Source organism: Bacillus sp. OTU530 (genome assembly GCF_038440375.1).
Map to the genome: position 1 here is coordinate 146,540 of NZ_JASATP010000003.1, position 26,575 is coordinate 173,114.

Annotated in this window: 23 protein-coding genes; 19 read left to right on the plus strand and 4 right to left on the minus strand. The window is 43.8% G+C overall.

Annotated features, from left to right (window positions below):
- Positions 1–5: 5 nt before the first annotated feature.
- Complete coding sequence (locus AAHB12_RS03265) at positions 6–1,571, minus strand: ABC transporter permease/substrate-binding protein (RefSeq protein WP_342044288.1); 1,566 nt, start codon at positions 1,569–1,571, stop codon at positions 6–8.
- Positions 1,571–2,695: an ABC transporter ATP-binding protein gene (locus AAHB12_RS03270; protein WP_129726829.1), complete on the minus strand. Its 1,125-nt coding sequence runs from the start codon at positions 2,693–2,695 to the stop codon at positions 1,571–1,573. Before AAHB12_RS03270 ends, AAHB12_RS03265 begins: the two co-directional genes overlap by 1 nt.
- Positions 2,696–3,326: 631 nt before the next feature.
- Between AAHB12_RS03270 and AAHB12_RS03275 the strand changes: the two genes are divergently transcribed.
- A complete protein-coding gene (locus AAHB12_RS03275; protein WP_342044289.1) occupies positions 3,327–4,310 on the plus strand; it encodes an LCP family protein in 984 nt (327 codons plus the stop codon).
- Positions 4,311–4,558: 248 nt separating this feature from the next.
- On the opposite strand, the gene AAHB12_RS03280 is transcribed toward AAHB12_RS03275, so the two are convergent.
- Positions 4,559–5,809 carry a trehalase family glycosidase gene (locus tag AAHB12_RS03280; RefSeq protein ID WP_342044290.1) on the minus strand — a complete coding sequence of 417 codons (1,251 nt, stop codon included), beginning with the start codon at positions 5,807–5,809 and terminating at the stop codon, positions 4,559–4,561.
- A gap of 187 nt (positions 5,810–5,996) precedes the next feature.
- Between AAHB12_RS03280 and AAHB12_RS03285 the strand changes: the two genes are divergently transcribed.
- The gene (locus AAHB12_RS03285; protein WP_342044291.1) at positions 5,997–6,245 is read left to right on the plus strand and encodes a hypothetical protein; all 249 of its coding nucleotides are present in this window, start codon (positions 5,997–5,999) and stop codon (positions 6,243–6,245) included.
- 40 nt (positions 6,246–6,285) lie between these two features.
- On the opposite strand, the gene AAHB12_RS03290 is transcribed toward AAHB12_RS03285, so the two are convergent.
- A complete protein-coding gene (locus AAHB12_RS03290; protein ID WP_342044292.1) occupies positions 6,286–7,992 on the minus strand; it encodes an Rqc2 family fibronectin-binding protein in 1,707 nt (568 codons plus the stop codon).
- A 113-nt stretch (positions 7,993–8,105) separates the two neighbouring features.
- On the opposite strand from AAHB12_RS03290, the gene AAHB12_RS03295 reads away from it, so the two are divergent.
- The 17 genes from AAHB12_RS03295 (at position 8,106) to spoVM (ending at position 26,422) form a co-directional block, all read left to right on the plus strand.
- A complete protein-coding gene (locus tag AAHB12_RS03295; RefSeq protein WP_342044293.1) occupies positions 8,106–10,829 on the plus strand; it encodes a calcium-translocating P-type ATPase, SERCA-type in 2,724 nt (907 codons plus the stop codon).
- Between the two features lie 556 nt (positions 10,830–11,385).
- Complete coding sequence (locus AAHB12_RS03300) at positions 11,386–12,258, plus strand: YicC/YloC family endoribonuclease (RefSeq protein ID WP_129726823.1); 873 nt, start codon at positions 11,386–11,388, stop codon at positions 12,256–12,258.
- 108 nt (positions 12,259–12,366) lie between these two features.
- Positions 12,367–12,570: an extracellular matrix/biofilm biosynthesis regulator RemA family protein gene (locus AAHB12_RS03305; RefSeq protein ID WP_446715508.1), complete on the plus strand. Its 204-nt coding sequence runs from the start codon at positions 12,367–12,369 to the stop codon at positions 12,568–12,570.
- Positions 12,571–13,188, plus strand: a complete 618-nt coding sequence (gmk, locus tag AAHB12_RS03310) for a guanylate kinase (RefSeq protein ID WP_129726821.1) — start codon at positions 12,571–12,573, stop codon at positions 13,186–13,188. It begins immediately after the preceding gene.
- Position 13,189: 1 nt separating this feature from the next.
- Positions 13,190–13,405, plus strand: coding sequence for a DNA-directed RNA polymerase subunit omega (gene rpoZ, locus AAHB12_RS03315; RefSeq protein WP_129726820.1), 216 nt, complete (start codon positions 13,190–13,192; stop codon positions 13,403–13,405).
- A gap of 104 nt (positions 13,406–13,509) precedes the next feature.
- Positions 13,510–14,709: a bifunctional phosphopantothenoylcysteine decarboxylase/phosphopantothenate--cysteine ligase CoaBC gene (gene coaBC, locus AAHB12_RS03320; RefSeq protein WP_129726819.1), complete on the plus strand. Its 1,200-nt coding sequence runs from the start codon at positions 13,510–13,512 to the stop codon at positions 14,707–14,709.
- Positions 14,706–17,105: a primosomal protein N' gene (gene priA, locus AAHB12_RS03325; RefSeq protein WP_129726818.1), complete on the plus strand. Its 2,400-nt coding sequence runs from the start codon at positions 14,706–14,708 to the stop codon at positions 17,103–17,105. The genes coaBC and priA overlap by 4 nt, the downstream gene beginning before the upstream one ends.
- A 12-nt stretch (positions 17,106–17,117) precedes the next feature.
- Positions 17,118–17,594 carry a peptide deformylase gene (def, locus tag AAHB12_RS03330; RefSeq protein ID WP_129726817.1) on the plus strand — a complete coding sequence of 159 codons (477 nt, stop codon included), beginning with the start codon at positions 17,118–17,120 and terminating at the stop codon, positions 17,592–17,594.
- A gap of 15 nt (positions 17,595–17,609) precedes the next feature.
- On the plus strand, positions 17,610–18,551 hold the full coding sequence (gene fmt, locus AAHB12_RS03335) for a methionyl-tRNA formyltransferase (RefSeq protein ID WP_342044294.1): 942 nt from the start codon (positions 17,610–17,612) through the stop codon (positions 18,549–18,551).
- The gene (rsmB, locus tag AAHB12_RS03340; protein ID WP_342044295.1) at positions 18,548–19,882 is read left to right on the plus strand and encodes a 16S rRNA (cytosine(967)-C(5))-methyltransferase RsmB; all 1,335 of its coding nucleotides are present in this window, start codon (positions 18,548–18,550) and stop codon (positions 19,880–19,882) included. Before fmt ends, rsmB begins: the two co-directional genes overlap by 4 nt.
- A 4-nt stretch (positions 19,883–19,886) precedes the next feature.
- A complete protein-coding gene (rlmN, locus tag AAHB12_RS03345) occupies positions 19,887–20,972 on the plus strand; it encodes a 23S rRNA (adenine(2503)-C(2))-methyltransferase RlmN (protein WP_342044296.1) in 1,086 nt (361 codons plus the stop codon).
- A gap of 4 nt (positions 20,973–20,976) precedes the next feature.
- Positions 20,977–21,729 (plus strand): Stp1/IreP family PP2C-type Ser/Thr phosphatase, encoded by a 753-nt coding sequence (locus tag AAHB12_RS03350; RefSeq protein WP_342044297.1) that lies wholly within the window; start codon positions 20,977–20,979, stop codon positions 21,727–21,729.
- 8 nt (positions 21,730–21,737) lie between these two features.
- Positions 21,738–23,843 (plus strand): Stk1 family PASTA domain-containing Ser/Thr kinase, encoded by a 2,106-nt coding sequence (pknB, locus tag AAHB12_RS03355; RefSeq protein ID WP_446715509.1) that lies wholly within the window; start codon positions 21,738–21,740, stop codon positions 23,841–23,843.
- Positions 23,844–23,862: 19 nt separating this feature from the next.
- Complete coding sequence (gene rsgA, locus AAHB12_RS03365) at positions 23,863–24,744, plus strand: ribosome small subunit-dependent GTPase A (protein WP_342044298.1); 882 nt, start codon at positions 23,863–23,865, stop codon at positions 24,742–24,744.
- Between the two features lie 2 nt (positions 24,745–24,746).
- Complete coding sequence (gene rpe, locus AAHB12_RS03370) at positions 24,747–25,394, plus strand: ribulose-phosphate 3-epimerase (RefSeq protein WP_342044330.1); 648 nt, start codon at positions 24,747–24,749, stop codon at positions 25,392–25,394.
- Between the two features lie 236 nt (positions 25,395–25,630).
- Complete coding sequence (locus AAHB12_RS03375) at positions 25,631–26,272, plus strand: thiamine diphosphokinase (RefSeq protein WP_129726810.1); 642 nt, start codon at positions 25,631–25,633, stop codon at positions 26,270–26,272.
- A 69-nt stretch (positions 26,273–26,341) separates the two neighbouring features.
- Positions 26,342–26,422 (plus strand): stage V sporulation protein SpoVM, encoded by an 81-nt coding sequence (spoVM, locus tag AAHB12_RS03380; RefSeq protein WP_034670092.1) that lies wholly within the window; start codon positions 26,342–26,344, stop codon positions 26,420–26,422.
- The last annotated feature ends 153 nt before the right edge of the window (positions 26,423–26,575 follow it).

The window sequence follows — 26,575 nt, forward strand, 5'->3', positions numbered from 1 at the left end:
AGATGTTAATCAATTAATTTCTCTTTTTGAAGGAAGTCCTTTGCAACCTTCGCTGGGTCTTCTTTCAGGCTATCTACTCTGTAGTTGAGTTCTCGCATTTTTTCATCTGTCAGTTTGCCTGCCAGCATATTAATCGTACATTTCAGTTCAGGATATTTCTTTAAGGTATCCTGCTTCACAATTGGTACAGCATAATAAGGAGGGAAGAAGCCTTTGTCGTCTTTTAATACTTTGAGGTGAAAAGCTTCTAGCAAACCGTCTGTTGAGAAAGCATCAATCACATCACTTTCCTGATTTTGCAGTGCAGTATAACGAAGTCCGCCGTCTATAGCCTTCACATCTTTAAATTGCATGTTATACGTTTTAGCAAGCCCGATCAGCCCATCATTTCTGTTAGGAAACTCAATTGTGGGACCAAGAACTAACTTATTACTCACTGTCGCAAGGTCAGAGATTGTGTTTAGCTTATATTTCTGTGCTGTATCCTGACGTACTGCTAAAGCATACGTGTTGTTGAAGCCGATTGGTTTCAAAAGCTCAATACCGTATGTTTTTTGAAATTCCTGCTGAACGGTTTTGTATACTTCATCAGGATTATTAATAGCCGGTTTCTTCAAAATATTTACCAAGCCTGTTCCTGTATACTCCACATATAAATCAATATCACCGGTATTTAAGGCATTAAACGCAACCTGTGTTCCACCGAGGTTCATTTTTCTTTCCACATGAATATCCGTTTTATCTTCAATTAAATCTGCGACCATGTTTCCTAAAATAATCTGCTCACTGAAATTTTTTGAGCCAATGGTGATGGTGTCTTTTGCATCTGCTTTTGAATAAATAGCAGTTGCGCCGACGCCAACGACTAAAATAGCTGTCGCAGAGAGCAAAATCCCCTTCTTCAATGGTGATTTCGAAGATTTGGAAGCCGCAGCTTGCTGTTTGCTTTTATAGGAGAGGGAAGATTCGAGTTTCCCTACGATATAATCAATCAGCAAAGCAAGAATACAGGCAGGAAGAGCACCTGCTAAAATCATGTTGTTATCCACGGTTTGTACACCCGAGAAGACAAGGTAGCCAAGTCCGCCAGCTCCAATAAACGCCGCAATTGTCATCAGGCCAACCGCTGTTACGGCGGAAATGCGAATACCGGCCATAATCATTGGAAATGCTAGAGGTAATTGTACTTTTTTCATTGTTTGGCTCTTTGTGAGGCCAATCCCCCTCGCTGCTTCAAGGATATCTGCATCAATATTTGTGAGTCCTGTGTAAGTGTTTTTCACAATTGGCAAAAGAGAATAGAGAACAACCATGACAATGGCTGGTGTACTTCCAATTCCGATAAAAGGGATTAATAGGCCGAGCAATGCTAAGCTGGGGACAGCTTGAATAATGTTTGCAGCCCCAATAATCGGCTTTGAAAGATTTTTATGTTTTGAAATTAAAATTCCAAGCGGAACCCCAATTGCAATGGCAACTAATACCGAAACAATGCTTAGATAGAGGTGCTGTCCAAGCAAACTGAGAATCTGATCATGCTTATTAGTAAAAAAGCTCCATAATCCATTCATTAAAAAGCCACCTCCAAATCAATTAATTGGCTGCTTAGCTCGGAGAGAATGCTGCTTCTTGTAATGAGGCCAGACAATTGATTCGCTTGATTGACAACGGGAACATAGCCAATTTTGTGATCATTCATTGTTTTTAATACAGAAATCAAATTTGCATCCATGGAAACTGTCAGTACATTGCGCTCCATAATTTCTCCTACTAGAGCATTTCGATTTTGCAGTTGAATGCCTTTTAGCGTTACCAGTCCTAAAAGCAAATTCGTTCGGTCTGTTACTAGCAAACTATCTACTTTGTTAGCCTTCATAATTTCAATTGCCTGCAGCACATTTCGGTTCGGTGTAATCTTTACTGGATTGGAAATCATAATATCCTCAGCCTTTAACAGTTCTGGGTTATTCCATACTCTCCGTTTTCCAATAAAGTTTTCGACAAATTCATTAGACGGATTCTTCAAAATATTCTCTGGTGTGTCAAACTGGAGGATGTCTCCGTCTTTCAATAAGCAAATTTTATCTGCTATTTTAATAGCTTCATCCATATCATGTGTGACAAAAATAATAGTCTTATTTAATTCTTTTTGCATTTGAAAGAGTTCCTCTTGCAGGGAACTTCTCGTTACTGGGTCTAAAGCACTGAATGGCTCATCCATTAAAATGATGTCTGAGTCCGTAGAAAATGCCCGTGCTACCCCAATTCGCTGCTGTTGTCCTCCGCTTAGCTCTTTTGGAAAACGGTACATATATTCCTGAGGATTCAGTCCGACCATTTGAAGCAACTCCGCTGTCTTTTTTTCAATTGCCTCTGGCGCCTCTCCCTTTAGTTTAGGGATAAGTTCTAAATTCTCTTTAATGGACATATGCGGGAAAAGCCCTGTGTTTTGGATGACATAACCAATGTTTCGTCTAAGTTCAATTGTATTGAGAGCTGAAATGTCTGTTCCATTTACAAAAATCTTTCCTGATGTCGGTTCACTCAGCTTATTAATCATTTTTAGCAATGTTGTTTTGCCGCAGCCGCTCGGACCAATAAAAACAACAAGTTGCCCTTCTTCAATCTCTAACGAAAAGTTACGAATCACTGTTTTGCTATGATATTTCTTTTCTATATTTTGGAATTTTATCATCATATACCTCCTTAGTGATATAGTTTATATTCCGCAATCAACAACTTAATGTTAACATAGGAGTTGTTACTTGTCTAATTCATACAATGATTGTCTCCTGTTCATCAGCAGTGTTTGGAGAAGGGAGATTTAATAAAAGCAAGAGGATTATCAGTCTTTACAGAAGGCAGTCAGTTTGATATAAGAGAAAAGCTATCGGTTTCTCGAGAGGGAGTACAATAAACACAAGATGGCTCTATGTTATAGGAACACCAAGTGAAGCAAGTGAGCTTATGCATGCGGAATATTTGACTTTAGGTGAAATGGCCCATGCATAAGCATCCAAGCCTGATGTTTCTTCCATATATGAAATATCCAGAAAAATACTTTCGGAATATAAAGAGATATAGATTTTTTCATTTTTTTCATTCCCTCTTTCAAATCAAAATGATAGAATAAAAATATGTAACAAAAGGGGTAGGTTTCAGGAGACTAGTAGACAAAGAAGAACAAGGGTCTCCATATTTATACCATTTGCAGGGGTTGCTTGGAGAATAGTATGACTTTCTCCGCATTTGGTTTCACAATAAATGGAAACATTGTTACACAATGTTTTTCAAATCGATAAATAGGGATAGGAATGAAGAGATGCATGGAAGATAATAGGCAAAACAAAAGAAAAAAGCGAAAGACCTTGTTATATGTTTTACTTACGCTGCTCCTCATAGGCGGTGGGGGAGGGATATATGCGTACCAAAAGTTTTCGCCAGAGAACTATTTTAAAAACGTTTCAGTGGCAACGCAGCCTGCCGAAGCAAGTGAGACAAAGCCAAAGAGCGGTGTATTTAATGTGCTCATTATGGGAACAGACCAACGACCGGAGGATCCAGCCGGACATTCTGATTCTATGATACTTCTTCACATGAATTTAGATAAAAAGCAATATAATGCAATCAGTATTCCGCGTGATACGCGTGTGTATGTAAAGGACTATGATGGCTACACGAAGCTGACAAGTGTTCAATACATTGTCCAAGCTGAAAACAATTCCCTAGATGATGGGGTGAAGGCAGCTGCTCAAGCTGTTAGTGACTTGACAGGAGTACCTATACATTACTATGCGGAAACAACTTACTGGGGATTAAGGGACATTATTGACTCATTGGGCGGGATTGACATAAACCTTCCTTATGATGTGGAAATTACGCATTCATGGATTCCCCAGAACCATGGTAAAGTCGTTGCGGCTGGAAAACAGCATTTAGATGGAACGATGGCTGTTGAGGTTGCCAGGGAGCGCCACGCGATTGCGGAGGGGGAATTTGGCCGGCAGCAGCTTCAGGAAAAGGTTCTTCTAAGTGTGGCTGATGCCATGTTGGAGCCGCAAAATATTGTGAAATTGCCGAAATTTGTTAAAGCATTACCTGATGTTATCACTTCTACAAATATGACGCAAACAGATGTGCTAAGCCTTGGACTTGCGTTAAAGAGCTTCAAGCCTGGGCAACTAGAATATCATCAATTGCCTGGTGAGTACACAACGAGGTACGATGATCTGCTCCAAGCTAACAATGATGAGTTTGTTGTAGATTCGAAGGAGATTAAGGCGCTGGTTAAGAAGTATTTCAGCAATTAGGAAACGGTTGATTTTCTCTTATAATAGAGGACTTCATCAATTGTTTGGACGATATAAGAATTATTTAAGGAGCTGACCCTTTTTAGGGGTGAGCTCCTTTTTACACCTTAGGAAGTATAAAATTCCAGCTAGAAGCGAATTCGGCGTAGCTAGAAATTCTAGGGGTAAAGTATAAGTGTAACTACGTCTCTATCTTCGCCAATCAGCGAGTTTTCCTTAGTATACCTTGATGCCATACAAAAGCTGATTCATTGGATTGTACATCCTAAAATATCAACTGCGATTTTTTCATAAATTGCATTCGTCCAACCAAAGCCTTCTTGAGATGGATATCTCCCTACCGTATCAATGTTAAGCTGAACAACATTGTATTTTTCGTACAGTTTGCCGTGTGTTAAAAATACTTGTGTGCATAAATAAATCCAACGTTTAGCAACCCCCATGGCTTCTCTTTCAAACCCGTAATTTTTCAATCCCTGAATCACAATCCATTGTAAAGGTGCCCATCCATTTGGATAATCCCATTGAAAACCAGATTTGACTGTCGAAGTAACCATTCCCCCAGGATAAAGAAATATGGGAATGTGTTGTTTGATTCTCGCCGCTTGTTGAGAAGAAGCGACACCAGCCCACAATGGATAAAAAGTTGCAAGAGAATAGTATGGATATTGTTGGTTCGTTGTAAAATTGTAATCCAGATACAACCCTAAATCGTTATTCCATAAATATTTATCCATTAATTTCTTTCGTCTGTGGGCTCTATCTCTCCAATTGCTCGTTTCATCATCGAGCTTCAATATCTGGGCAAACTGTGATAAATCTATTTCATATTTATATAGTAAAGAGTTTAGGTCTACGGGGATGAAGTTTCCGCATTCTCTATGAAACCGGCCTGTGTAATCCCATCCAGATTCAGCTTCCACTCGCTCTTGCCAGAAGTGAGGAGGAAGATAAACTTCATTAAAGTGGAGGTAAGCTTCTCCCTTTATTTTCAGCATGGATTCTAAATGATCGTAGTATTTATTAAGTCCGATTTGCTCGTTATAACGGGTTTTAGAATTCATCCAAACTTCATGGTATTCTATTTTTGCCCAATCATAGGCTTGCCTAAGCCATTGTGTATCCCCATTCCAAACCTCGTGAATCATAGAAGTGAGAAAGGGCGGCTGTGAGCGACTTAAATGAGCCAGTTCAGAACTATTGGGTATAAGGCCAAAGCTTCTCAGTTCATATAAAAAATTCTCAACAATCCATCTTGCTAATTGATCTAATTTGGAGATTTTTAATCCTAATATCATAAAATAGCTGTCCCAATAAAACAATTGCTGAAATATACCTCCAGGGACAGCGTAAGGATAGGGCAAATACAACAGTTCATCTTTTGTATAAGGCGGACTTTGTTTAATGAGATGTTTCCAAAATTGATGAATATAGTTCATCACAAGTTCAATATTTTTATCCGTGCATTGAATTTTGATCTCTGGTAAATGAATATTCAATCCGTTCCCTCCTGTAAAAAACGACTGATACATCTAACTTATACAGAGAAACTAATGAATAGAATGAAACAATAGTCATACAATTGTTGCCGTGTATATGCAACAATTACAATAGGAATAGGCGTGTTTGTAGTATAATTATTATTGGGGAGAGAGGGAATGTACATAACAAGGGAGTGAAGATAGAATGACTAGAAATGTAAAACCGTGGAAAATTGTAGGTTTGGTTTTTTCGATTGCAGTAATTGTCTTATTAGCAATGGAGAAATTTATGTATGCCGTTGTACTCAGTCAGTTTGTTCTTTGGATGGGCTGTACGATGCGAATGACAAGATTGTTTGGACAGAAGAAATATAAAGAGGCTAAGAGGTTTCAAGCATTAGCTTATGTGTGTGCCCTATTGTTTACAGCCGGAGCAATGGTTTTATGGATATAAGAAATGATAAACAGGCGAACGGTGCTCGTTCGCCTTTTTACTATTTCTTAAGTTTTAGCACGATATCTTCATCTGGTGTTACATAGAGCGTTTGTTGGTTGTCATATGTTACAAAGCCAAGCTTTGCACCGCTTGGTTTTTTGACATGCCGGATTTTTGTGAAATCAACCGGAACGGAGCTGGAGCTTTTCGCCTTGCTGAAGTATGCGGCCAATATCGCAGCCTCGTGTAAGGTTTGCTCGCTTGGCTCGACGTCGCGGATTAATACGTGGGAGCCCGGAATGTCCTTGGTATGCAGCCAGATTTCATCGCGGCGCGCCAGCTTATTCGTTAAATAATCATTTTGCTTATTATTTTTGCCGACAAAAATTTCGATCCCGTCGCTTGATACATATGTATCAAGAACAGGCTTAGACTGCTTTTGCTTTTTTTGCTTTGTGCGGCTGCGGATGTATCCCTCTTCCGCAAGCTCCTCGCGAATTTCCTCAATATCTCGCTGCGAAGCCGATTCCATCTGCTGCAGCAGTGCATCGAAATAGACGATCTCTTCTTCTGTCTTCATGATTTGCTCTTCAATGATTGAAACAGAATTTCGGGCCTTTTGATATTTGGAGAAGTAGCTTTGTGCGTTTTCTGACGGCGTTTTAAGAGGATCGAGAGCAATGGTAACCATCGTTCCATTTTCGTCATAATAGTTCATCACTTCGATTTCCGTCATTCCTTTTTGGAGCGCGTACATATTGGCTGTTAGCAATTCGCCATGCAGCTGGTATTCCCCTGCTTTTTCAGCATCCTGCAGCGTCTGCTGTAGCTTGCCCAGCTTTTTCTTGTTTTTTTCCAGCTCATTGCTGATGAACTTCTCTAAATCATGTCCCTGCTGTTTCACGCGATCGCGCTCTGCTTTACCAAAAAAGAAGCGGTCAAGCAGCTCGCTTAAGGTAGCGAAGCGTTTGCTTTCGCCTGTTACATGGGATAGGGGCAGCATATAAAAATATTCTTTATTGTCCCCTGTAATCATCTCAGGCTCGTAGCGATGCTCTTTCAGTGTGTGCAGCAAATCAAAAAAGACAGGCGGCAGCGTTTGCTCATTCACAAGACCTGCACGGGTGATAATTTCTTTGGCAAATAACGGCGACAGACCTGCGAAGCGGTCCACAAGCTGTTTATCCATTTTGCCGCTCATAAAGTCAAGCTGCAGCAAAAACTGTTCTTTCGTCTCTATCGTGAATGGGTTAACTTTATGCTGAGCGGGCGGCGCAACATATTCATAGCCTGGAAAAACGGTGCGATGCCGGTTCACAGCAGGGGACAGATGTTTGACGCTGTCCAAAATGAGATTTGTTGCTGTATCGATCAAAATGATATTGCTGTGCCGGCCCATAATTTCTACGATTAATGTTTTTTGCGATTCATCCCCAATTTCGTTGCGGCTTCTCACAGTAATATGAACGATACGCTCAAGTTCTTGCTGCTCAATACTTTCGATAATACCTCCTTCGAGATGCTTGCGCAGCAGCATGCAAAACATCGGCGGGAGAGCGGGGGAATCATAGCTTTGCGCCGTTATATGCATGCGTGCATACGTTGGGTGCGCAGATAGAAGCAATTTATGATTTTTCCCTCTTGCACGAATATGTAACAAAATTTCATATTTCGAAGGCTGATATATTTTTGAAATCCGACCGGATGATAGGCTTTCCTGCACTTCTTTTGTGATTGCGCGTGTAAATAATCCATCAAAGGACATCGGTAACACTCCTTTCTTGATGCAATCGTCGTTCAATTATAGCATTTTTTAGGACGAGGCTGAATACCATTTCAGTAGAGCATGTCTCGCAATCAGAGAGTTGAGGTGAGAGAATGAATTGGTATGAGCTGCGTGCCCATGATGTAGAAAAAAAAGCAAGTACGAATGTGAAAGCCGGATTAACGGAGCCGGAGGTAAACTCTCGCTTAAAACAATTCGGTCCCAATGAACTGCAAGAAGCAAAACGTCCGTCCGCGCTTGCCGTTTTTTTGGCGCAATTTAAAGACTTTATGGTACTCGTTTTAATAGGAGCGACGGTTGTTTCTGCTTTGCTTGGGGAAATGGTCGACGCCGTTGCGATTGTTGCGATTGTCATTATTAATGGCGTACTCGGCTTTTTTCAGGAACGAAAAGCAGAGAAGTCACTTGAGGCATTAAAGGAGCTGGCTGCCCCGCAAGTGACGGTATTGCGTAACGGAAAGTGGATGAAGATTCCTTCCAAGGGTCTCGTTATTGGTGATGTGATTAAATTTGCAAGCGGCGACCGAATTGGGGCGGACGTTCGTCTTGTAGAAACCAGCAGTTTGTACATAGAGGAATCGGCCCTGACAGGAGAATCCGTTCCAGTACAAAAGAGAATTGAAGCGATTCAAGGTGTGAATGTCGGCATTGGCGATCAATCTAATATGGCCTTTATGGGAACGATGGTTACGCGCGGTTCAGGCGTGGGGGTTGTAATTGGCACTGGTATGAAGACGGCGATGGGACAAATCGCGAATATGCTGCAAAACGCTGAGGAAGCCGAGACCCCGTTACAAAGAAGGCTGGAGCAGCTTGGGAAAATTTTAATTGTGATTGCCCTGGCTCTGACAGCGCTAGTTGTGTTGGTCGGTGTATATCAAGGGAATAACGTCTATCATATGTTTTTAGCCGGTGTTTCGCTGGCGGTTGCCGCGATTCCTGAGGGATTGCCTGCTATTGTGACAGTCGCGCTTTCTCTTGGTGTGCAGCGGATGATTAAAAAGCGTTCTATTGTACGTAAGCTGCCTGCTGTAGAAACACTTGGCTGCGCCTCGGTGATTTGTTCAGACAAAACAGGTACAATGACGCAAAATAAAATGATGGTTACGCATCTTTGGTCAGGAGGTCAAATGTGGAACGTCAGCGGGCAAGGCTATCACCCGTCTGGTACGTTTACAAGAAATAATGAGCCGGTGAATGTAACGGATACGCGTTCTTTATACCAGCTCTTAACCTTTGGAACATTATGTAACAATGCGTCTATTATGAAGAGGAAAAAAGATTATGTTTTAGACGGTGATCCGACAGAAGGAGCGCTTGTTGCTGCAGCTATGAAGGCGGGAATTACAAGGGAAGGGCTGCAAGAACAGTTTCAAATTGTGAAGGAGTTTCCATTTGATTCCGCCCGTAAAATGATGAGTGTAGTTGTAAGGGATAGGAACGGAAAACAGTTTGTTGTGACAAAGGGGGCACCTGATGTCTTATTGCAGGTGAGTCACACCATTCTTTGGAGCAATAAGCAGCAGCCGATGGTGGCGCTATATAAAAATGAAACGCAGCAAGCCATTCATGCGTTAGGAAGTCAAGCGCTGCGGACGATTGCCATTGCATATAGACAGCTCAAAGATGGAGAGACAGTACAAAGCGAGCAGGATGCTGAGAGCAATTTGATGCTTATTGGCTTGCAGGGGATGATAGATCCGCCGCGTCCTGAGGTAAAGCAGGCGGTGCAAGAATGCCGTGAGGCCGGTATTAGAACAATTATGATTACAGGCGATCATAAAGTAACTGCGATGGCAATCGCGAAGCAGCTTGATATTTTGCCGGATGGGGGCAGGGCTGTAGAGGGTTCTGAGCTAGCGAATATGACGGTCGAAGATTTAGAGAATATTGTGGAAAGCACATACGTATTTGCTCGCGTATCACCGGAACATAAATTAAAAATTGTCAGAGCACTTCAAAATAGAGGTCACATTGTCGCAATGACAGGAGACGGAGTGAATGATGCACCGGCCATTAAGGCTTCAGATATTGGGGTAGCTATGGGAATCACCGGTACGGATGTAGCAAAGGAAGCCTCGTCGCTTATTTTGCTTGATGACAATTTCGCGACAATTAAATCCGCTATTCAAGAGGGACGGAATATTTACGAAAATATCCGGAAGTTTATTCGGTACTTGCTCGCATCCAATGTCGGCGAAATTCTTGTGATGCTGTTTGCGATGGTTCTGGCCTTGCCGTTGCCGCTTGTACCGATTCAAATTCTTTGGGTTAACCTAGTTACGGATGGATTGCCGGCAATGGCGCTTGGACTCGATTCTCCTGAGGATGACGTGATGAGACGAAAGCCTCGTCATCCGAAAGAGGGGGTATTTGCAAGAGGACTTGGCTGGAAGATTATCAGCCGAGGGTTTTTAATCGGCTTTGTGACGTTGCTCGCGTTTATTATCACATATAATCAGAATCCGAACGAGCTGAAGTATGCACAAACGGTTGCGTTTGCAACACTCGTACTTGCACAGCTTATTCACGTGTTCGATTGCCGAAGTGAGCATTCCGTGTTTCATCGCAATCCATTTGGCAACGTATATTTAGTTGGAGCTGTAATCATTTCCGTGCTGCTGATGCTTGTTGTCATTTACTATCCGCCGCTCCAGCCGATTTTTGATACACTGCCGATTAAGTCGCGCGATTGGCTGCTTATCATCGGATTATCATCTATTCCAACCTTTATGCTTGTGGGTTCCCTATTAACAGGGAATAAGAAAAAGAAGAAAAAGCGAGTAATGTATGAAGGACAAGTGAATTTAAAATAGGCAAAGGGAAAAAAATATGATATAATCTCGAAGGGTAATAGAGAAAATTCTCTATTACCCTTTTCACCTTTTTCTATTCTGTTATAGAAGATTTCCAAACGATATGTAAAAGTGCAAGACCGACTTCAGGAATTGCATCGGAAAGCCGTAAATATGCTCATAATGAAGAGGTAAATCGTTTGCGTTCGCCAGGTGATGAATTCATCATTGAACAAATGGACATCAAAGCTCTTCAGAAGAAAGCGAAAGAAGCAACAATTAACGAGAAAACAGGTAAGTTTAATCATAGATTTTAAATTGTTTTAACAAAACTAAGGGAGTGTGACTTTGCTTCCTTCTCTGCAAAGAGAAAAGACGTATGTAAATGTGGTCAGAGGACCGCTTGTACGTCGAGTATCTCCTCTGTGGCGAGTTCCTAACTCCAAAGCGTTCGAGTGTTTTGTGTCAAACCACGCCTCCTGCGTGTACGATTAGCAACCATATGAGATACTCAATTGAACCCGCGTGAGCTTGCCGCGAGGTAGAAGTCAGACTATCATGACTTGGATGTGATAAGATGGTTTCAAGTATGACTGGATTTGGGCGTGCGAAGGCAGGACATGCTACTCATGTTACAGTAGAGATGAAGTCTGTCAACCACCGTTTTTTAGAGATGAGCATTCGTCTTCCAAAAGGAATGATGAGATTTGAGGATATGATTCGCAAAAAGATCGGAGAGCGTATTCGCCGCGGACGTCTTGAAGTGTCTGTGACGTTTGAAGGGGAAGAGCTGTCCGCAAGAAGGCTTCATGTTGATTGGGATTTGCTTGAGCAATATAAGAAGGCGATGGAGGAAACAAAGCATAGGTTTCAGATGCCCGAGGCTATCACGGTGCAGCAGCTTTTCATGATGCCTGAGGTCGCGTCTATCGAAGAAACGGAGAGTTTAAATGATGAGTTTGAAGAAAGCTTGCAGGAAGCAGTTGAAGCTGCTGTCACTATGCTTGGGAGGATGAGAGATACTGAAGGGGAACGGTTACATAACGACGTGCAGCAGCGGCTCAGTGATATTGAAGGATGCGTGAATGCGATTATTCCGCATGCCCCGACTGTAGTTCAAAAGTACCGCGAACGTCTAGAAGCAAAGCTGAAAGAAGTGTATAATCATGATTTAGATGAACAGCGTTTGCTCACGGAGATTGTGCTGTATGCAGACCGATGTGATATACACGAAGAGCTTGTTCGCTTGAAAAGTCATCTTGAGCAATTTCATGAAACGCTCATGGATCAGGAGCCTATTGGCCGAAAGCTTGAGTTTATTGTGCAAGAGATGCATCGGGAAATGAACACAATTGGATCGAAGGCAAACGACTTGACTATTTCAAAATATGTTGTTGATATGAAAAATCATGTTGAAAAAATTCGCGAACAAGTACAAAATATTGAATAGCTATCATAGCTTGCACGCTGTTATATTGCATAGAAAATTCGGTTAGACTGATTAAGACCCAAGATTTGAATATCGAGTACGAGAATCCTGTATCTGTGCATTGAAAGCTTGGAATCTGCTCCTATTAAGCGTTTCGTGCAGAAAGCAAGTGAGCAAAATCTATTACTGTACGCAATATACGATCGGAACATGAACGTGATCATGATGATGGATGAAGGGCATAGCGTGCTCAGTTTGGTCCAGCCGGAGACGATTGCGCAGCGGTTGAGCCATAAGGAAGACTTAAGTGATGAAGGGCAGGTTTACATATAGATGAGAAGTGAACGAGGACTGCTTATTGTGCTTTCCGGACCATCAGGCGTCGGAAAAGGCACGGTGCGAAAAGCATTATTCAACCAAGAAGACATTCAGTTTCAATATTCCGTTTCAGCAACAACGCGTAACCCGCGCGAAGGAGAAGTGAACGGTGTTGATTATTTCTTTAAAATGCGTGAAGAGTTTGAACGAATGATTGCAAACAATGAATTGCTAGAGTGGGCGGAGTTTGTCGGCAACTATTACGGCACTCCGATCGCATATGTAGAACAAACGCTGCAACAAGGAAAAGACGTCTTTTTGGAAATTGAAGTACAAGGTGCGCTCCAAGTAAAAAAGGCTTTTCCAGAAGGCGTATTTATCTTTTTGGCACCTCCGAGCTTATCGGAACTAAAAAGCCGCATTGTAGGTCGCGGAACAGAAACAGAAGATGTGATTCATAATCGTTTAACGGTAGCGAAGGAAGAAATTGAAATGATGGACGCCTATGATTATGTCGTGGAGAACGATGAGGTGCAGCTTGCATGTGACCGCATTAAAGCGATTGTAGTGAGCGAGCATTGCCGCCGCGAACGAGTTGCGAAATATTATAAACAAATGACGGAGGTTGAATAATATGTTATACCCATCCATTGACTCTTTACTTACGAAAATTGATTCGAAATACACACTTGTGACAGTAGCTGCGAAGCGTGCAAGAGAAATGCAAGAGCAGCAAGGAGAGTGCCGCGTGAGCCGTCCGGTATCTCATAAGTATGTTGGAAAAGCGCTTGAGGAAATTCACGGCAGAATGCTTGACTATAAACCGACGGAAGATAATTTCCAAAAATAATACGGACAAGCTCCATGATGAAACGCCGACAACCTATTTACAAGTAGGTTGTTCTTTTTTTACGATAAAGATAACGTACTTTACATAGAGAGGACAAGGGCACAATGAAGGGAAAACATGTTTTGCTATGCGTAACGGGAGGCATTGCCGTCTTTAAAGCTGCGGCTTTAACAAGCAAGCTAGTGCAGGAGGGTGCGATTGTCAAGGTCATCATGAGTGCATCCGCATGTAAATTTGTAACACCGCTCACGTTTCAGGCGTTATCCCGCCATGAGGTGTATACAGACACGTTTGCAGAAAAGGACCCTTCTGTGATTTCTCATATTGATTTAGCGGATTGGGCAGATGTGATTTTAGTAGCACCGGCAACTGCCAATACAATTGGTAAGCTGGCGAATGGTATTGCGGATGATATGATCACAACAACCCTTTTAGCAGCGACAGCACCTGTGTGGATCGCGCCTGCGATGAATGTGCATATGTATGAGCACGCGGCAGTGCAGCAAAATATGCTGACGCTGCAACGCTTTGGGTATCATTTCATTGAGCCGGGCGAAGGCTTTTTAGCTTGCGGTTATGTAGCAAAGGGACGTTTGGAGGAGCCGGAAACGATTATAGCATTGCTGAAGGAATTTTGGCAGGAAAAGCAGCTGCTCGCAGGAAAGAAAATCCTTGTTACAGCTGGACCTACGCGGGAAAGGATTGACCCAGTGCGTTATTTAAGTAACTTTTCTTCTGGAAAAATGGGCTATGCAATTGTCCAGGAGGCCATTAAGATGGGGGCGGATGTGACGCTTGTAACAGGACCGACGGATTTACAGGTCCCATCCGGCGCGAAGGTCGTGCGGGTTGAATCAGCACAGGACATGCTTGAAGCTGTACTCTCGCGATATCCGGATATGGACGTTGTAATTAAAACAGCCGCCGTTGCGGATTATCGTCCAAAAACTGTACATAGCGAGAAAATGAAGAAGCGAGCCGGCGAGCTTGTTCTTGAGCTGGAGCGGACCACAGATATTTTAAAAACGCTCGGTGAGAAAAAGGAGCAGCAATTGCTCATCGGTTTTGCCGCTGAAACAGTGGATGTAGCGTATTACGCTCAGCAAAAGCTAGAGACGAAAAATTTGGATATGATTGTTGCGAACGATGTCAAAGCAGAAGGAGCAGGCTTTGGCACGGATACAAATATTGTCACGATGTATAAACAGAGCGGTGATGTAATTCCCCTGCCGCTTCTATCAAAAGCAGAAGTGGCACATCGTATTTTAGAGGAAGTGCAGTTGTTATTTGAGGGTACTCTATGAGGATCGCAAGTGTTATCGTAGACGTACCGGCGCGCCAGACGGATCGCCCGTTCGATTATTTGATTCCGGAGCGCTGGGAGGATCTTGTTGTCCCAGGTATGCGTGTGGCGGTTCCCTTTGGTCCGCGCAAGCTGCAAGGATTTGTGATCGCGGTCAAGGATACAGTTGATGTTGATGTACAAAAAATAAAAGAGTTGGCAGACCTGCTGGATGTAACACCTGTACTAAACGAAGAGCTGCTCAGTCTAGGTTTTTGGCTGACGGACGAAACACTTTGCTTTACTATTTCCGCTTTTCAGGCGATGCTGCCTACAGCGATTAAAGCCTCTTATAAGAAACAGCTCCTCCTAAAAGGGAATGTACCAGAAGAGGTGCAGCTGCTATTTCGAGGGAAGGAAACGTTAGATTGGGAGGAGCTAGAGAAACAGCCGAATCTATACAAAAATGTGCGGGAAAGCATTGCCGCTGGTACCATTGAACTTGTATATAAAATCAAGGACCGCGTTCAAAAGAAAAAACAAAAAGTGATTCGCCCGATTCCTCCTGAGGAGGAGCTTGAAAAGGAAGCTGCTTCGTTACGAAATGGGAAGCAGCAGGATGTTTTATATTATTTTCTTGAAAACTATCGATCGGTTCCGTTGAAGGAACTAAAGGATGAGCTAGGCATTACAGACGGTCCTGTGAAGGCGCTTGTGAAAAAGGGACTGCTGCATGAGACATATGTAGAAATCTACCGTAACCCGTACGACGACGAAAGCTTTGCGCGGACAAAGCCGCTACCGCTTACAGAGGAGCAGCAGCAGGTGATTACGCCTATTTTATCAAGCGTGCAGCAAAACCGTCATGATGTCTTTTTGATGTATGGGGTGACGGGAAGCGGGAAAACAGAGGTGTATTTACAATCGATTGAAGAGGTGTTAAAGCAGGGAAAGGAAGCGATTGTACTCGTACCCGAAATCTCGTTAACACCGCAAATGGTACACCGTTTTAAGGGACGGTTCGGTTCTCAGGTTGCTGTGCTTCACAGTGCGCTCTCTGTCGGGGAGAAGTATGATGAATGGAGAAAGATTCTTCGAAAAGAAGTGCGTGTTGTTGTGGGCGCGCGCTCCGCTGTGTTCGCACCGTTTGAAAACCTTGGGATTATTATTATTGATGAGGAGCATGAATCAAGCTATAAGCAAGAGGATAACCCGCGTTATCACGCGCGGGAGGTTGCCGTGTGGCGCGGACGATACCACAATTGTCCGATTGTGCTCGGCAGTGCAACGCCGACGCTCGAATCCTTTGCGCGTGCGAAAAAGGGCGTGTATCAGCTGCTCACGATGAAAAAGCGAATGAACGAGAGGGCGTTGCCTGCTGTTGATATTATTGACATGCGCGAAGAATTGCGCGAGGGAAACCGTTCTATGTTTTCCCGTTTGCTTCATGAGAAAATTTTGCAGCGTCTCGAGCGAGGGGAGCAGACGGTACTATTTCTCAACCGACGCGGCCATTCTACATTTGTTATGTGCCGCGATTGCGGATATGTACTGCAATGCCCGCATTGTGATATTTCCTTAACCTACCACCGGATGAACCAAAGGCTGAAATGCCATTATTGTAATTATGAAGAGCCGATGCCAAATGAATGTCCAGCATGCAGCAGCACCTATATCCGTTTTTTCGGAACGGGAACGCAAAAGGTCGAGGAGGAGCTGACGCGGCTTTTTCCCGAGGCGCGTGTCATTCGGATGGATGTAGATACAACGAGCCGAAAAGGTGCGCACGAAAAGCTGCTGGGCGCATTTGGAGAAGGAAAGGCAGATATTTTACTTGGAACGCAAATGATTGCCAAGGGGCTTGATTTTCCGCACGTAACGCTTGTAGGGGTATTGACGGCGGATACGATGCTGCACTTACCGGATTTTCGGGCAAGTGAAAAAACGTACCAGCTGCTCACGCAAGTAAGCGGCCGCGCTGGACGCCATCATTTGCCGGGCGAGGTTGTCATTCAAACGTACACGCCGGAGCATTATAGTGTGGAGCTTGCGAAGCAGCAGGAGTATGACGTATTTTTTGAACGGGAAATGTATATGCGCAAAAACGGCCAATATCCGCCGTATTACTACTTGACGCTTGTGACGGTTTCTCATCCGGAACTATTAAAAGCCGTCCAGGTAACCGAAAAAATTGTCTCCTTTTTACGGCAGCATTGCGCTCCGGAGACCATTATTTTAGGACCTGCAGCGTCATCGATCCCGAGGATAAAAGATAGATATCGCTATCAATGCATGATAAAATACAAGCGGGAACCGAACTTAAAGCATGTATTGCGTCTAGTGAACGAGCATTATCAAGCGGAGCTAGGCAAGGATTTGCAAATTTCGATTGATTTCAACCCAACTATGTTAATGTAGCGGAGGACAGGCATGACCATTTTACAAATTGTAACGCATCCGAACGAGGTTCTTGAAACAGCATGTAACCGCGTTTTGGATTTTGATAAAAAATTAGTGAAGCTGTTAAACGATATGTATGAGACGATGCTTGAGGCTGACGGTGTTGGTCTTGCGGCGCCGCAGGTCGGCGTATTAAAGCAAGTGGCAATCGTCGATGTTGGAGACAAGCATGGCCGTATTGAGTTAATTAATCCAGTCATTTTAGAGGCACGCGGCGAACAGGTGGGCCCCGAGGGATGCTTAAGCTTTCCGGATGTGTTTGGGGAGGTCAAGCGCGCCGATTATGTGAAGGTACGGGCGCAAAATCGTAAGGGAAAAGTGTTTCTGTTAGAGGCAAGAGAATTTTTGGCACGTGCGATTCAGCATGAAATTGATCATCTAAATGGCGTATTGTTTACGTCTAAGGTGACGCGTTATTACGAGCCGGGTGAGCTAGAAGAGGCATAAGGAGAGAATAAACAAATGGTAAAGGTAGTATTTATGGGAACGCCTGATTTCTCTGTTCCTGTTTTGCGTCAAATTATTAAAGACGGCTATGAGGTAATAGGAGTTGTCACACAGCCAGATCGGCCGGTCGGCAGAAAAAAGGTGCTTACGCCGCCGCCAGTGAAGGTAGAGGCTGAAAAGCACGGGATTTTGGTACTGCAGCCGCAGAGAATCCGAGAGAAAGAGGAATATGAAAAGGTGATGGCATTACAGCCGGATTTAGTTGTAACAGCGGCTTTTGGACAAATTTTGCCAAAAGAGCTTTTAGAGGCGCCTGCACACGGTTGTATTAATGTGCATGCCTCCTTACTGCCGGAGCTGCGCGGCGGCGCACCGATCCACTATTCGATTATACAAGGAAAAGAAAAAACAGGCGTTACGATTATGTATATGGTAGAAAAATTGGATGCCGGCGATATGTTAACTCAGGTAGAGGTACCGATTGAAGAGCGTGATACGGTTGGCACGCTGCATGATAAACTAAGTGTTGCTGGCGCGGAGCTTTTATCCAATACGATACCTTTATTATTGGATGGAAAGATTACTCCAGCTAAGCAGGATGAAGAACACGCAACATTTGCGTACAATATTAAACGGGAGCAGGAGAAAATCGATTGGTCCAAATCTGGAGAAGAGATTTATAACCATATTCGCGGCATGCATCCGTGGCCGGTTGCGTATACAACATTGCAAGGCCAAGTGGTTAAAGTATGGTGGGGAGAGAAGATTCATGCTTCAAGAAATGAACCGGGAATGATCTTATCCATTGAAGCTGATGGCTTTGTTGTTGCGACTGGTAATGAAACGGCAATTAAAATTACAGATTTGCAGCCTGCCGGCAAGAAGCGGATGAGCGGTACTGAGTTTTTGCGCGGCATGAAGCTGCAAACAGGTATCCAGTTAGGAGCGGAAGAATGAAAAAAAACGTTCGTGAGCTCGCGTTAGAGGGGCTGCTGCAGGTTGAAAAAAGCGGAGCCTACAGCAACCTCTTGCTTAACAGCTTAATTGAAAAGAATAAGATGGAGGGAAAGGATACAGGCCTCTTGACAGAAATTGTTTACGGCACGATCCAAAGACGAGAAGCGCTAGATTTTTATTTGCAGCCGTTTTTGAAAAAAAAGCCAGAGCAGTGGGTCAAAATCCTTCTTCGCTTATCCTTATATCAAATGCTGTTTTTAGATAGAGTACCACCTCATGCAGTGATTCATGAAGCGGTAGAGATTGCGAAGAAGCGAGGGCATCAAGGGATTGCTTCTTTAGTAAACGGTGTGCTCCGTTCTGTGCAGCGCCAAGGTGTTCCTTCGCTTGAAACGATTAGTGATCCGGCCGAGCGCCTTGCGGTGGAGACAAGTCATCCAAAATGGCTCGTGCAGGAATGGATCGAGGAGTATGGCATAGACGCAGCGAGAAAAATGTGTGAAGTAAATATGCTGCCGCCTGTACCGACCGCACGGGTGAATGTGAGTAAAACAACGGTAGAGGAGGCACTCGTCAGGCTGAAGGAAGAAGGTGTTGAGGCACGGCGCGGGGAATTGGCGGAGGATGCTATTTTGATTGAGAAGGGCAATGTCGCCCATACACGCGCCTTTCAGGACGGATTTTTATCTATCCAGGATGAAAGTTCCATGCTTGTGGCTCGCGCTCTTGGACCTGAGCAAGGGGATGATGTGCTAGATAGCTGCGCGGCGCCTGGCGGGAAAACAACACATATTGCGGAAAGATTGCATGGAACAGGGCGTGTGCTTTCCCTCGATTTGCATCCCCATAAGGTGAAGCTCATCCGGCAGCAGGCATCTCGTCTTGGCTTAGCCAACGTCGACACAAAAGCGATGGATGCAAGAAAGGTTGGGGAAGCTTTCCGTCCAGAGAGCTTTGATAAAATTTTAGTTGATGCACCGTGCTCAGGCTTTGGCGTAATTCGCAGAAAGCCGGACATAAAGCTTGGCAAGCAGCCAGAGGATAGCGAAAGGCTCTCCCATATCCAGCTTGCAATTTTACATGAGGTGGCGCCTCTTTTAAAACGGGGAGGACGTCTTGTATATAGTACGTGTACAATTGAGAAAACAGAAAATGAGAATGTAATGCAGCAATTTCTACAATCCCATCCGGAGTTTGAGTGGGATATTTCAATGAAAGAAAGGCTTCCAAAGGCATTAGAACCGTATACGCATGATGGGCAGGTGCAAATTTTGCCGCATTACTTTGCGACAGACGGATTTTATATTGCTTGTTTGCGAAGGAAGGTGTAACAACATGGAAACAACAGTAGCGAAGAAAGAAACAAAACAAGAAAACAAGCCGTCCATTTATTCCTTGCAGCTGCATGAGTTAGAGCAATGGATCAAGGAGCAAGGAGAGCCGAAATTCCGCGCTGGACAAATTTACGATTGGCTTTATAAAAAACGTGCGATATCTTTTGAAGAAATGTCGAACATTTCAAAAGGATTGCGTGAGAAATTGTCGAATTCTTTTGGCATCACCACATTAAAAACGTTAGTGAAGCAAACGTCCTCTGATGGAACGATTAAGTTTTTGTTTGAGCTGCATGACGGTTATTCGATTGAAACGGTGCTCATGAGACACGAGTATGGCAACTCCATTTGTGTGACAACACAGGTCGGCTGCCGCATTGGCTGTACATTTTGTGCTTCTACGCTTGGCGGGCTGAAGCGGAACCTAGAGGCAGGGGAAATCGTAGCGCAGGTTGTTGAGGTGCAGCGGGCACTCGATGAGACAGAGGAGCGTGTCAGCTCAATCGTTGTAATGGGAATCGGCGAGCCATTTGACAACTACGATCATCTTATGTCGTTTTTGCGTATTATGAATCATGATAAGGGCCTTCATATTGGGGCGCGTCATATTACGGTATCAACGAGCGGAATTATCCCGAAAATTTATAAATTTGCAGAAGAGGATTTACAAATCAATTTTGCGATTTCATTGCATGCGCCAAATACGGAGCTTCGTTCTAAGCTCATGCCAATTAATCGGGCATATAAATTGCCGGACCTGATTGAAGCAGTCAAGCACTACACAGAAAAAACAGGCCGCCGCATTACCTTTGAATATGGATTGTTCGGGGGAGAGAATGATCAGGATGAGCATGCAGAAGAATTGGCTAAGCTTGTAAAAGGTTTAAGATGTCATATTAACCTGATTCCAGTTAATTACGTGCCTGAGCGGAATTATGTAAGAACGCCGCGTGAGCAAATCTTTCGCTTTGAAAAAATCTTGAAAAACCATGGAGTGAACGTAACGATTCGCCGTGAGCAGGGCCATGATATTGATGCGGCCTGCGGACAATTGCGAGCAAAGGAGCGTAAAGAGGAGACGAGGTGACAAAATGAAGACCGTTTTTCTATCCGACCGGGGAAAAGTTCGCCCGCATAACGAAGATTGTGCCGGAGTGTTTCAAAATTTAGACGGTGACATTTTAGCCATTGTAGCAGACGGGATGGGAGGTCATCGGGCAGGCGATGTAGCCAGCTCGATGACCATCCAGCTGTTTTATGATTATTGGAAGCAAACGTACAACATGGATACGCCGAAAAAGATGGAGAGCTGGCTGAGAGATCATGTTCACATCATTAATGAGCGTTTGTACAAATATGCTGAAAGCCATGAAGAGTGTCAAGGTATGGGAACGACGATTGTCGCAGCGCTTTGTACAAGCCAGTTTGTTACAATTGGCCATATTGGAGATAGTCGCTGCTATATTCTATCTGAGGATGAACTCTCTTTAGTAACGGAAGATCATTCCCTCGTAAATGAGCTCGTTCGGCATGGAGAGATTACGAAGGAGGATGCCGAGTCCCACCCGAAAAAAAATGTGCTGCTGCGTGCGCTTGGAACGGAACAGACTGTTGATTTAGATGTGAAGACATTGGTGCTTGAGCAAGGAGACCAAATGCTTCTTTGTTCAGACGGTTTGTCCAACAAAGTCTCCCACGAGCAACTCAAGCATATTTTGCATGCTGATGGAGAAATCGAGAAAAAGGGCGAGCAGCTCATCCAACTCGCCAATGACGGTGGTGGAGAGGATAATATTACGCTTGTAATCGTTCACTATACCGATTCGTCAGATGGAAGCAGGTGAGGGGGAACGTGATGATTGGAAAACGTCTCAATGACCGTTACAAGCTGTTGAAAGTAATTGGGGGAGGCGGCATGGCCAATGTATATTTGGCTCATGACGTTATTTTGGACCGAGAGGTGGCAGTAAAAGTTCTTCGTTTAGATTATTCGAATAACGAGGAGTTTATTAAGCGTTTCCACCGAGAAGCACAATCTGTCACCTCATTGTCTCATCCAAATGTCGTAAATATTTATGATGTTGGAGAAGAGGATGGAATTTATTATCTTGTTATGGAATACGTTCCCGGTCAAACCTTAAAGCAATACATACAACAGCAGGGGATGCTCTCGGTCAGAGAATCTCTTGATATTATGGAGCAGCTTACGTCAGCGATGGCGCATGCGCACCATTTTGAAATTGTTCATCGGGATATTAAGCCGCAAAACATCTTAATTCGCGACGATGGTCTCGTAAAGGTCACTGATTTTGGGATTGCCACTGCGACGAGTGCTACAACAATTACACATACGAACTCTGTGCTTGGCTCTGTTCATTATCTATCGCCTGAGCAGGCACGAGGAGGCATTGCGAATAAAAAGTCTGACATTTACTCACTCGGCATTGTCATGTTCGAACTATTGACCGGCCGTCCGCCATTTTCCGGAGAGTCGGCAGTATCGATTGCGCTTAAACATTTACAAAACGAAACGCCGTCACCGAAGCGCTGGAATCCGGATATCCCACAAAGTGTGGAAAATATCATTTTAAAAGCAACTTCAAAAGATCCCTTTCATCGATATGACTCTGTGAATGAAATGAAAGAAGATATTATGACGGCATTATATCCGGAGCGGGCGAATGAAGAGAGATTCTCTATCCCAGACGATATGGAAGCAACAAAAGCAATCCCGATTATCCGTCAAGAAGCATTTCAGGAAAGTGCTAGTGATGAAACGATCATTATGAGCGGGAAGTGGGAGCAGGCAAAGAAAGAGCCAGAGTCAGAGCCGGAAGAACAGCCGAAGAAAGTGAAAAAGAAGAAAAAGGTGTGGCAGGTTCTCCTTACCTTGGTTTTACTTCTAGGCTTAGGAGGGGCGTTTGCGGTCACGGTCGTTCCTAAACTCTTTGCTCCAAAGGAAGTGGCGGTTCCTGACGTTACGGGCAAGCCGTATGAAGAAGCAGTAACAACCCTAGTAGCAAAAGGGTTTGATGTCACGTCACCGCAAATTATTTACAGCGACGAGGTTGCGGAGGGTGATACGATTAAGACAAGTCCTGAAGCGGGAAAGATTGTTAAAGAAAATACAAAGATTACAATTTTTAAGTCGGGTGGCAAGAAAAAGAAGGAGATGCAGCAGCTTATTGGTCTTCAATATGATAGTATAAAGGCATCATTGGCAGCACAATATGCGAATGTGGTTACATACTATACGGAAAGCGAGCAAGCTAAGGGGCAAATTCTCGATCAATTTCCGAAGGCCGGAGATTCTATCATTGAGAAGGAGCAGGAAGTGCGCATTTGGATTAGTGAAGGTCCGAAAAGAATGGCAGTAGCTGATTTTACCGGTTGGACAGAAAGCAGTGTGAATAACTATGCTTCCGAGAAAAATCTTGTTACCGAATTTAAGCAAGATTACTCTGATAAGGTAGAAAAAGGAATGGTAATTTCACAGGATCCAAAGGCAGGCACACTTTTAAAAGAGGGAGATAAAATTTCTATTGTAATTTCCGCTGGCGCAAAAGAGAAACCGCGCAAGACGGTAACAATTAGTAATATCACCATCCCATATGAACCTGCTGAATCTAAGTCTGCTGAATCTAAGCCTGCCGAATCTAAGCCTGCCGAATCTAAGCCTGCCGAGTCTGCGCCTGCTGAATCTGAGTCTGCTGAGTCTGGGCCAGCTGGGTCTGGGACTGAGACGCCTGCTCAAGAGTCGCCTAAGCCGCAAACTGTTGAAATTTATAAAGAGGATGCGGAGCATACTATGGAAAGACCGGTTGAAACGAGGACAATTACAGCGACGACTACGATTTCTATCGATCTTTTGATCGAGTATGAAAAAAGCGCTCGCTATAAAATTGTGCGTGATGGAACAACCATTGTAGAAAAAGAAATTCCATACCCGGCTGATTAGTGGAACAAGGAGTGAGTGTATGCCAGCTGGAAAAATCATCAAGGCTTTAAGCGGATTTTATTACGTGGCACACGAAGAAGGTATTACGCAATGCCGTGGAAGAGGAGTGTTCCGGAAGAATAAAGTGAACCCTCTTGTTGGCGATGAAGTTGTGTTTCAGGCAGAGAACAATACGGATGGTTATATATTAGAAGTGTTAGAACGAAAAAATGAGCTTGTCAGACCGCCAATTGCAAACATTGATCAAGCTATTCTTGTATTTTCCGCAGTTGAGCCGAGCTTTAGTTCACTTCTGTTAGACCGTTTTCTTATGCTGATTGAGTATAATGCCATTACGCCAATTATTTGTATTAGCAAAATGGATTTAGCGGATGATGACACAAGAAAACGAGTGGAGGCATTCGCACACAATTACAGGGAAATTGGGTATGAGGTGATGTTTACCTCGAAAACCGCAGCGGAGAGTGTGGACAGGCTGCGCCCCTTTTTAGATGGACGAGTATCGGTTATTGCCGGTCAATCTGGAGTTGGAAAATCGACACTTTTGAATTTGCTTCGTCCGGAACTGGAACTGAAAACGAGCGGTATTTCCGCTCACTTAGGTCGTGGGAAGCATACGACAAGACATGTAGAGCTGATTGAGGTCGGTGATGGTCTTGTTGCTGATACGCCCGGCTTTAGCTCCCTTGATTTTATTGATATTGAGGTAGAGGACGCAACAAATTGCTTCCCTGAGTTAAAAGAACAAAGTCAATATTGTAAGTTTAGAGGTTGTACACATATAGCTGAACCAAAATGCGCAGTGAAAACAGCGGTAGACGAGGGCGCAATTGCCCGCTACCGCTATGATCATTATGTGGAATTTGTTCAGGAAATTAGAGATAGAAAGCCGAGGTACTAATGATGATTAAAATTGCGCCATCTATTCTGTCAGCAGATTTTGCAAGGCTGGGAGAGGAAATCAAGGATGTTGAAAAAGGGGGAGCAGATTATATTCATGTGGATGTAATGGACGGGCATTTCGTGCCGAACATTACAATTGGTCCGTTAATCGTGGAAGCGGTTCGTCCGATTACTTCGCTGACGCTTGATGTGCATTTGATGATTGAACAGCCGGATAGATATATTCCGGAGTTTGCAAAAGCAGGAGCAGACATTATTACGGTTCATGTGGAGGCATGTCCGCATTTGCATCGGACAATTCAATTGATTCGATCCTTTGGCATTAAAGCGGGTGTCGTGTTAAATCCACACACGCCTGTTTCCGCAATCCAGCATGTGCTAGAGGATATTGATATGGTGCTGCTAATGACAGTGAACCCTGGATTTGGCGGACAATCATTTATTCATGCCGTATTGCCAAAAATTCAAGAAGTGTCACGTATGGTACGTGAGCGCGGCTTGCAGGTGGACATTGAGGTCGATGGCGGTGTAAACGCAGAAACAGCGCGACTTTGTGTTGAGGCGGGTGCAAATGTTCTTGTTGCGGGGTCTGCTATCTATAATGAAAAAGATCGTGCGCAGGCAATTCGAGTCATTCGCGGAGAATAATAAGTCTTATACGCAAAAACAGCTGTCCTGTAATAGGGACAGCTGTTTTTGTAACACTTTAAGAAAGTATAAATTTCTAGCTGGATGCCAATTCGACGTAGTAGGAAATTTTAAGAATGAAGCGTAAGTGCGACCATGCCTCTATCTTCGCTAATCCGAGAATTTTCTTTACTGCAATGAGGATGATATAGCTAAAAAACATCTAGAAAATGCTATATATATAGGAGGTTTAGAAAATGATTGTTCATATTTTAGCAGGCGGACCGCTAGATCATCATCCGGATTTTTCACAATATGAGGATGAGCAGGTTGTTTGGGCCGCGACAGACCGCGGCGTATATTACTTATTAAAGCGCGGCATTGTACCGGCTGCAGCATTTGGCGACTATGACTCTGTAACAGAAGAAGAGCTGGAATGGATGCAGTGGCAAAAGCATGATCTTCATATTATGCCGAAGGAAAAAGATGAAACCGATTTGGAGCTGGCGCTTCGTTGGGCGCTCGAGCAACGGCCGAACAGCATTCGGATTTTTGGAGCGACAGGAGGGCGTCTTGACCATGCGTTTGCAAATGTACAAATGCTGGTACGAGGGATGGATCAGGGAATTCCCATTACAATTATTGATCATAAAAATGAAATATCTATACAAACACCAGGCATATATATAATTGAGAGCAACGAGTTGTTTCCTTATATCTCCTTCCTGCCGATGACTGAAATAGTCACGGGCATTGCTCTGAGCGGCTTCAAATATCCGCTTGAAAACGAAACGATTCGTTGGGGATCGACACTCTGTGTGAGCAATGAACTCGTCGAGGAAAAAGGTACTTTTTCTTTTCAGTCGGGCATATTAATGGTGGTAAGAAGCAGGGATTAAAGAAACGCTTTTTGCACTTATGAATATATTACAAAGAGATTTGGAGTAATGGGGATTAGGAGGGAAACCATGAGATTTTATACAATTAAGTTGCCAAAATTCCTAGGTGGTCTTGTAAGAGCGATGTTAAATACCTTTAAGAAGGGTTAAGGAGCACCGAAATCGGTGCTTTTTGCCTTTTACATATAAAGAAAGTATAACTTTTCGGGGTGATGTCTAACTCCCAAGGCCCAAAATGGCAGCGTAGGGCTGAACCTCCGCAAAAGGCAAAAAGCGCCTTTTACTCCGGCTCACCCCTACGCT

Coding starts and splice junctions, on each gene's coding strand:
- AAHB12_RS03350 (WP_342044297.1), top strand. CDS start 20,977: ATGAAGACCGTTTTTCTATCCGACCGGGGAAAAGTTCGCCCGCATAAC.
- AAHB12_RS03270 (WP_129726829.1), bottom strand. CDS start 2,695: ATGATAAAATTCCAAAATATAGAAAAGAAATATCATAGCAAAACAGTG.
- rsmB (WP_342044295.1), top strand. CDS start 18,548: ATGAAAAAAAACGTTCGTGAGCTCGCGTTAGAGGGGCTGCTGCAGGTT.
- rpoZ (WP_129726820.1), top strand. CDS start 13,190: ATGTTATACCCATCCATTGACTCTTTACTTACGAAAATTGATTCGAAA.
- rsgA (WP_342044298.1), top strand. CDS start 23,863: ATGCCAGCTGGAAAAATCATCAAGGCTTTAAGCGGATTTTATTACGTG.
- fmt (WP_342044294.1), top strand. CDS start 17,610: ATGGTAAAGGTAGTATTTATGGGAACGCCTGATTTCTCTGTTCCTGTT.
- gmk (WP_129726821.1), top strand. CDS start 12,571: ATGAGAAGTGAACGAGGACTGCTTATTGTGCTTTCCGGACCATCAGGC.
- AAHB12_RS03275 (WP_342044289.1), top strand. CDS start 3,327: ATGGAAGATAATAGGCAAAACAAAAGAAAAAAGCGAAAGACCTTGTTA.
- AAHB12_RS03265 (WP_342044288.1), bottom strand. CDS start 1,571: ATGAATGGATTATGGAGCTTTTTTACTAATAAGCATGATCAGATTCTC.
- coaBC (WP_129726819.1), top strand. CDS start 13,510: ATGAAGGGAAAACATGTTTTGCTATGCGTAACGGGAGGCATTGCCGTC.
- rlmN (WP_342044296.1), top strand. CDS start 19,887: ATGGAAACAACAGTAGCGAAGAAAGAAACAAAACAAGAAAACAAGCCG.
- rpe (WP_342044330.1), top strand. CDS start 24,747: ATGATTAAAATTGCGCCATCTATTCTGTCAGCAGATTTTGCAAGGCTG.
- AAHB12_RS03285 (WP_342044291.1), top strand. CDS start 5,997: ATGACTAGAAATGTAAAACCGTGGAAAATTGTAGGTTTGGTTTTTTCG.
- AAHB12_RS03375 (WP_129726810.1), top strand. CDS start 25,631: ATGATTGTTCATATTTTAGCAGGCGGACCGCTAGATCATCATCCGGAT.
- spoVM (WP_034670092.1), top strand. CDS start 26,342: ATGAGATTTTATACAATTAAGTTGCCAAAATTCCTAGGTGGTCTTGTA.
- priA (WP_129726818.1), top strand. CDS start 14,706: ATGAGGATCGCAAGTGTTATCGTAGACGTACCGGCGCGCCAGACGGAT.
- def (WP_129726817.1), top strand. CDS start 17,118: ATGACCATTTTACAAATTGTAACGCATCCGAACGAGGTTCTTGAAACA.
- AAHB12_RS03300 (WP_129726823.1), top strand. CDS start 11,386: ATGGTTTCAAGTATGACTGGATTTGGGCGTGCGAAGGCAGGACATGCT.
- AAHB12_RS03290 (WP_342044292.1), bottom strand. CDS start 7,992: ATGTCCTTTGATGGATTATTTACACGCGCAATCACAAAAGAAGTGCAG.
- AAHB12_RS03295 (WP_342044293.1), top strand. CDS start 8,106: ATGAATTGGTATGAGCTGCGTGCCCATGATGTAGAAAAAAAAGCAAGT.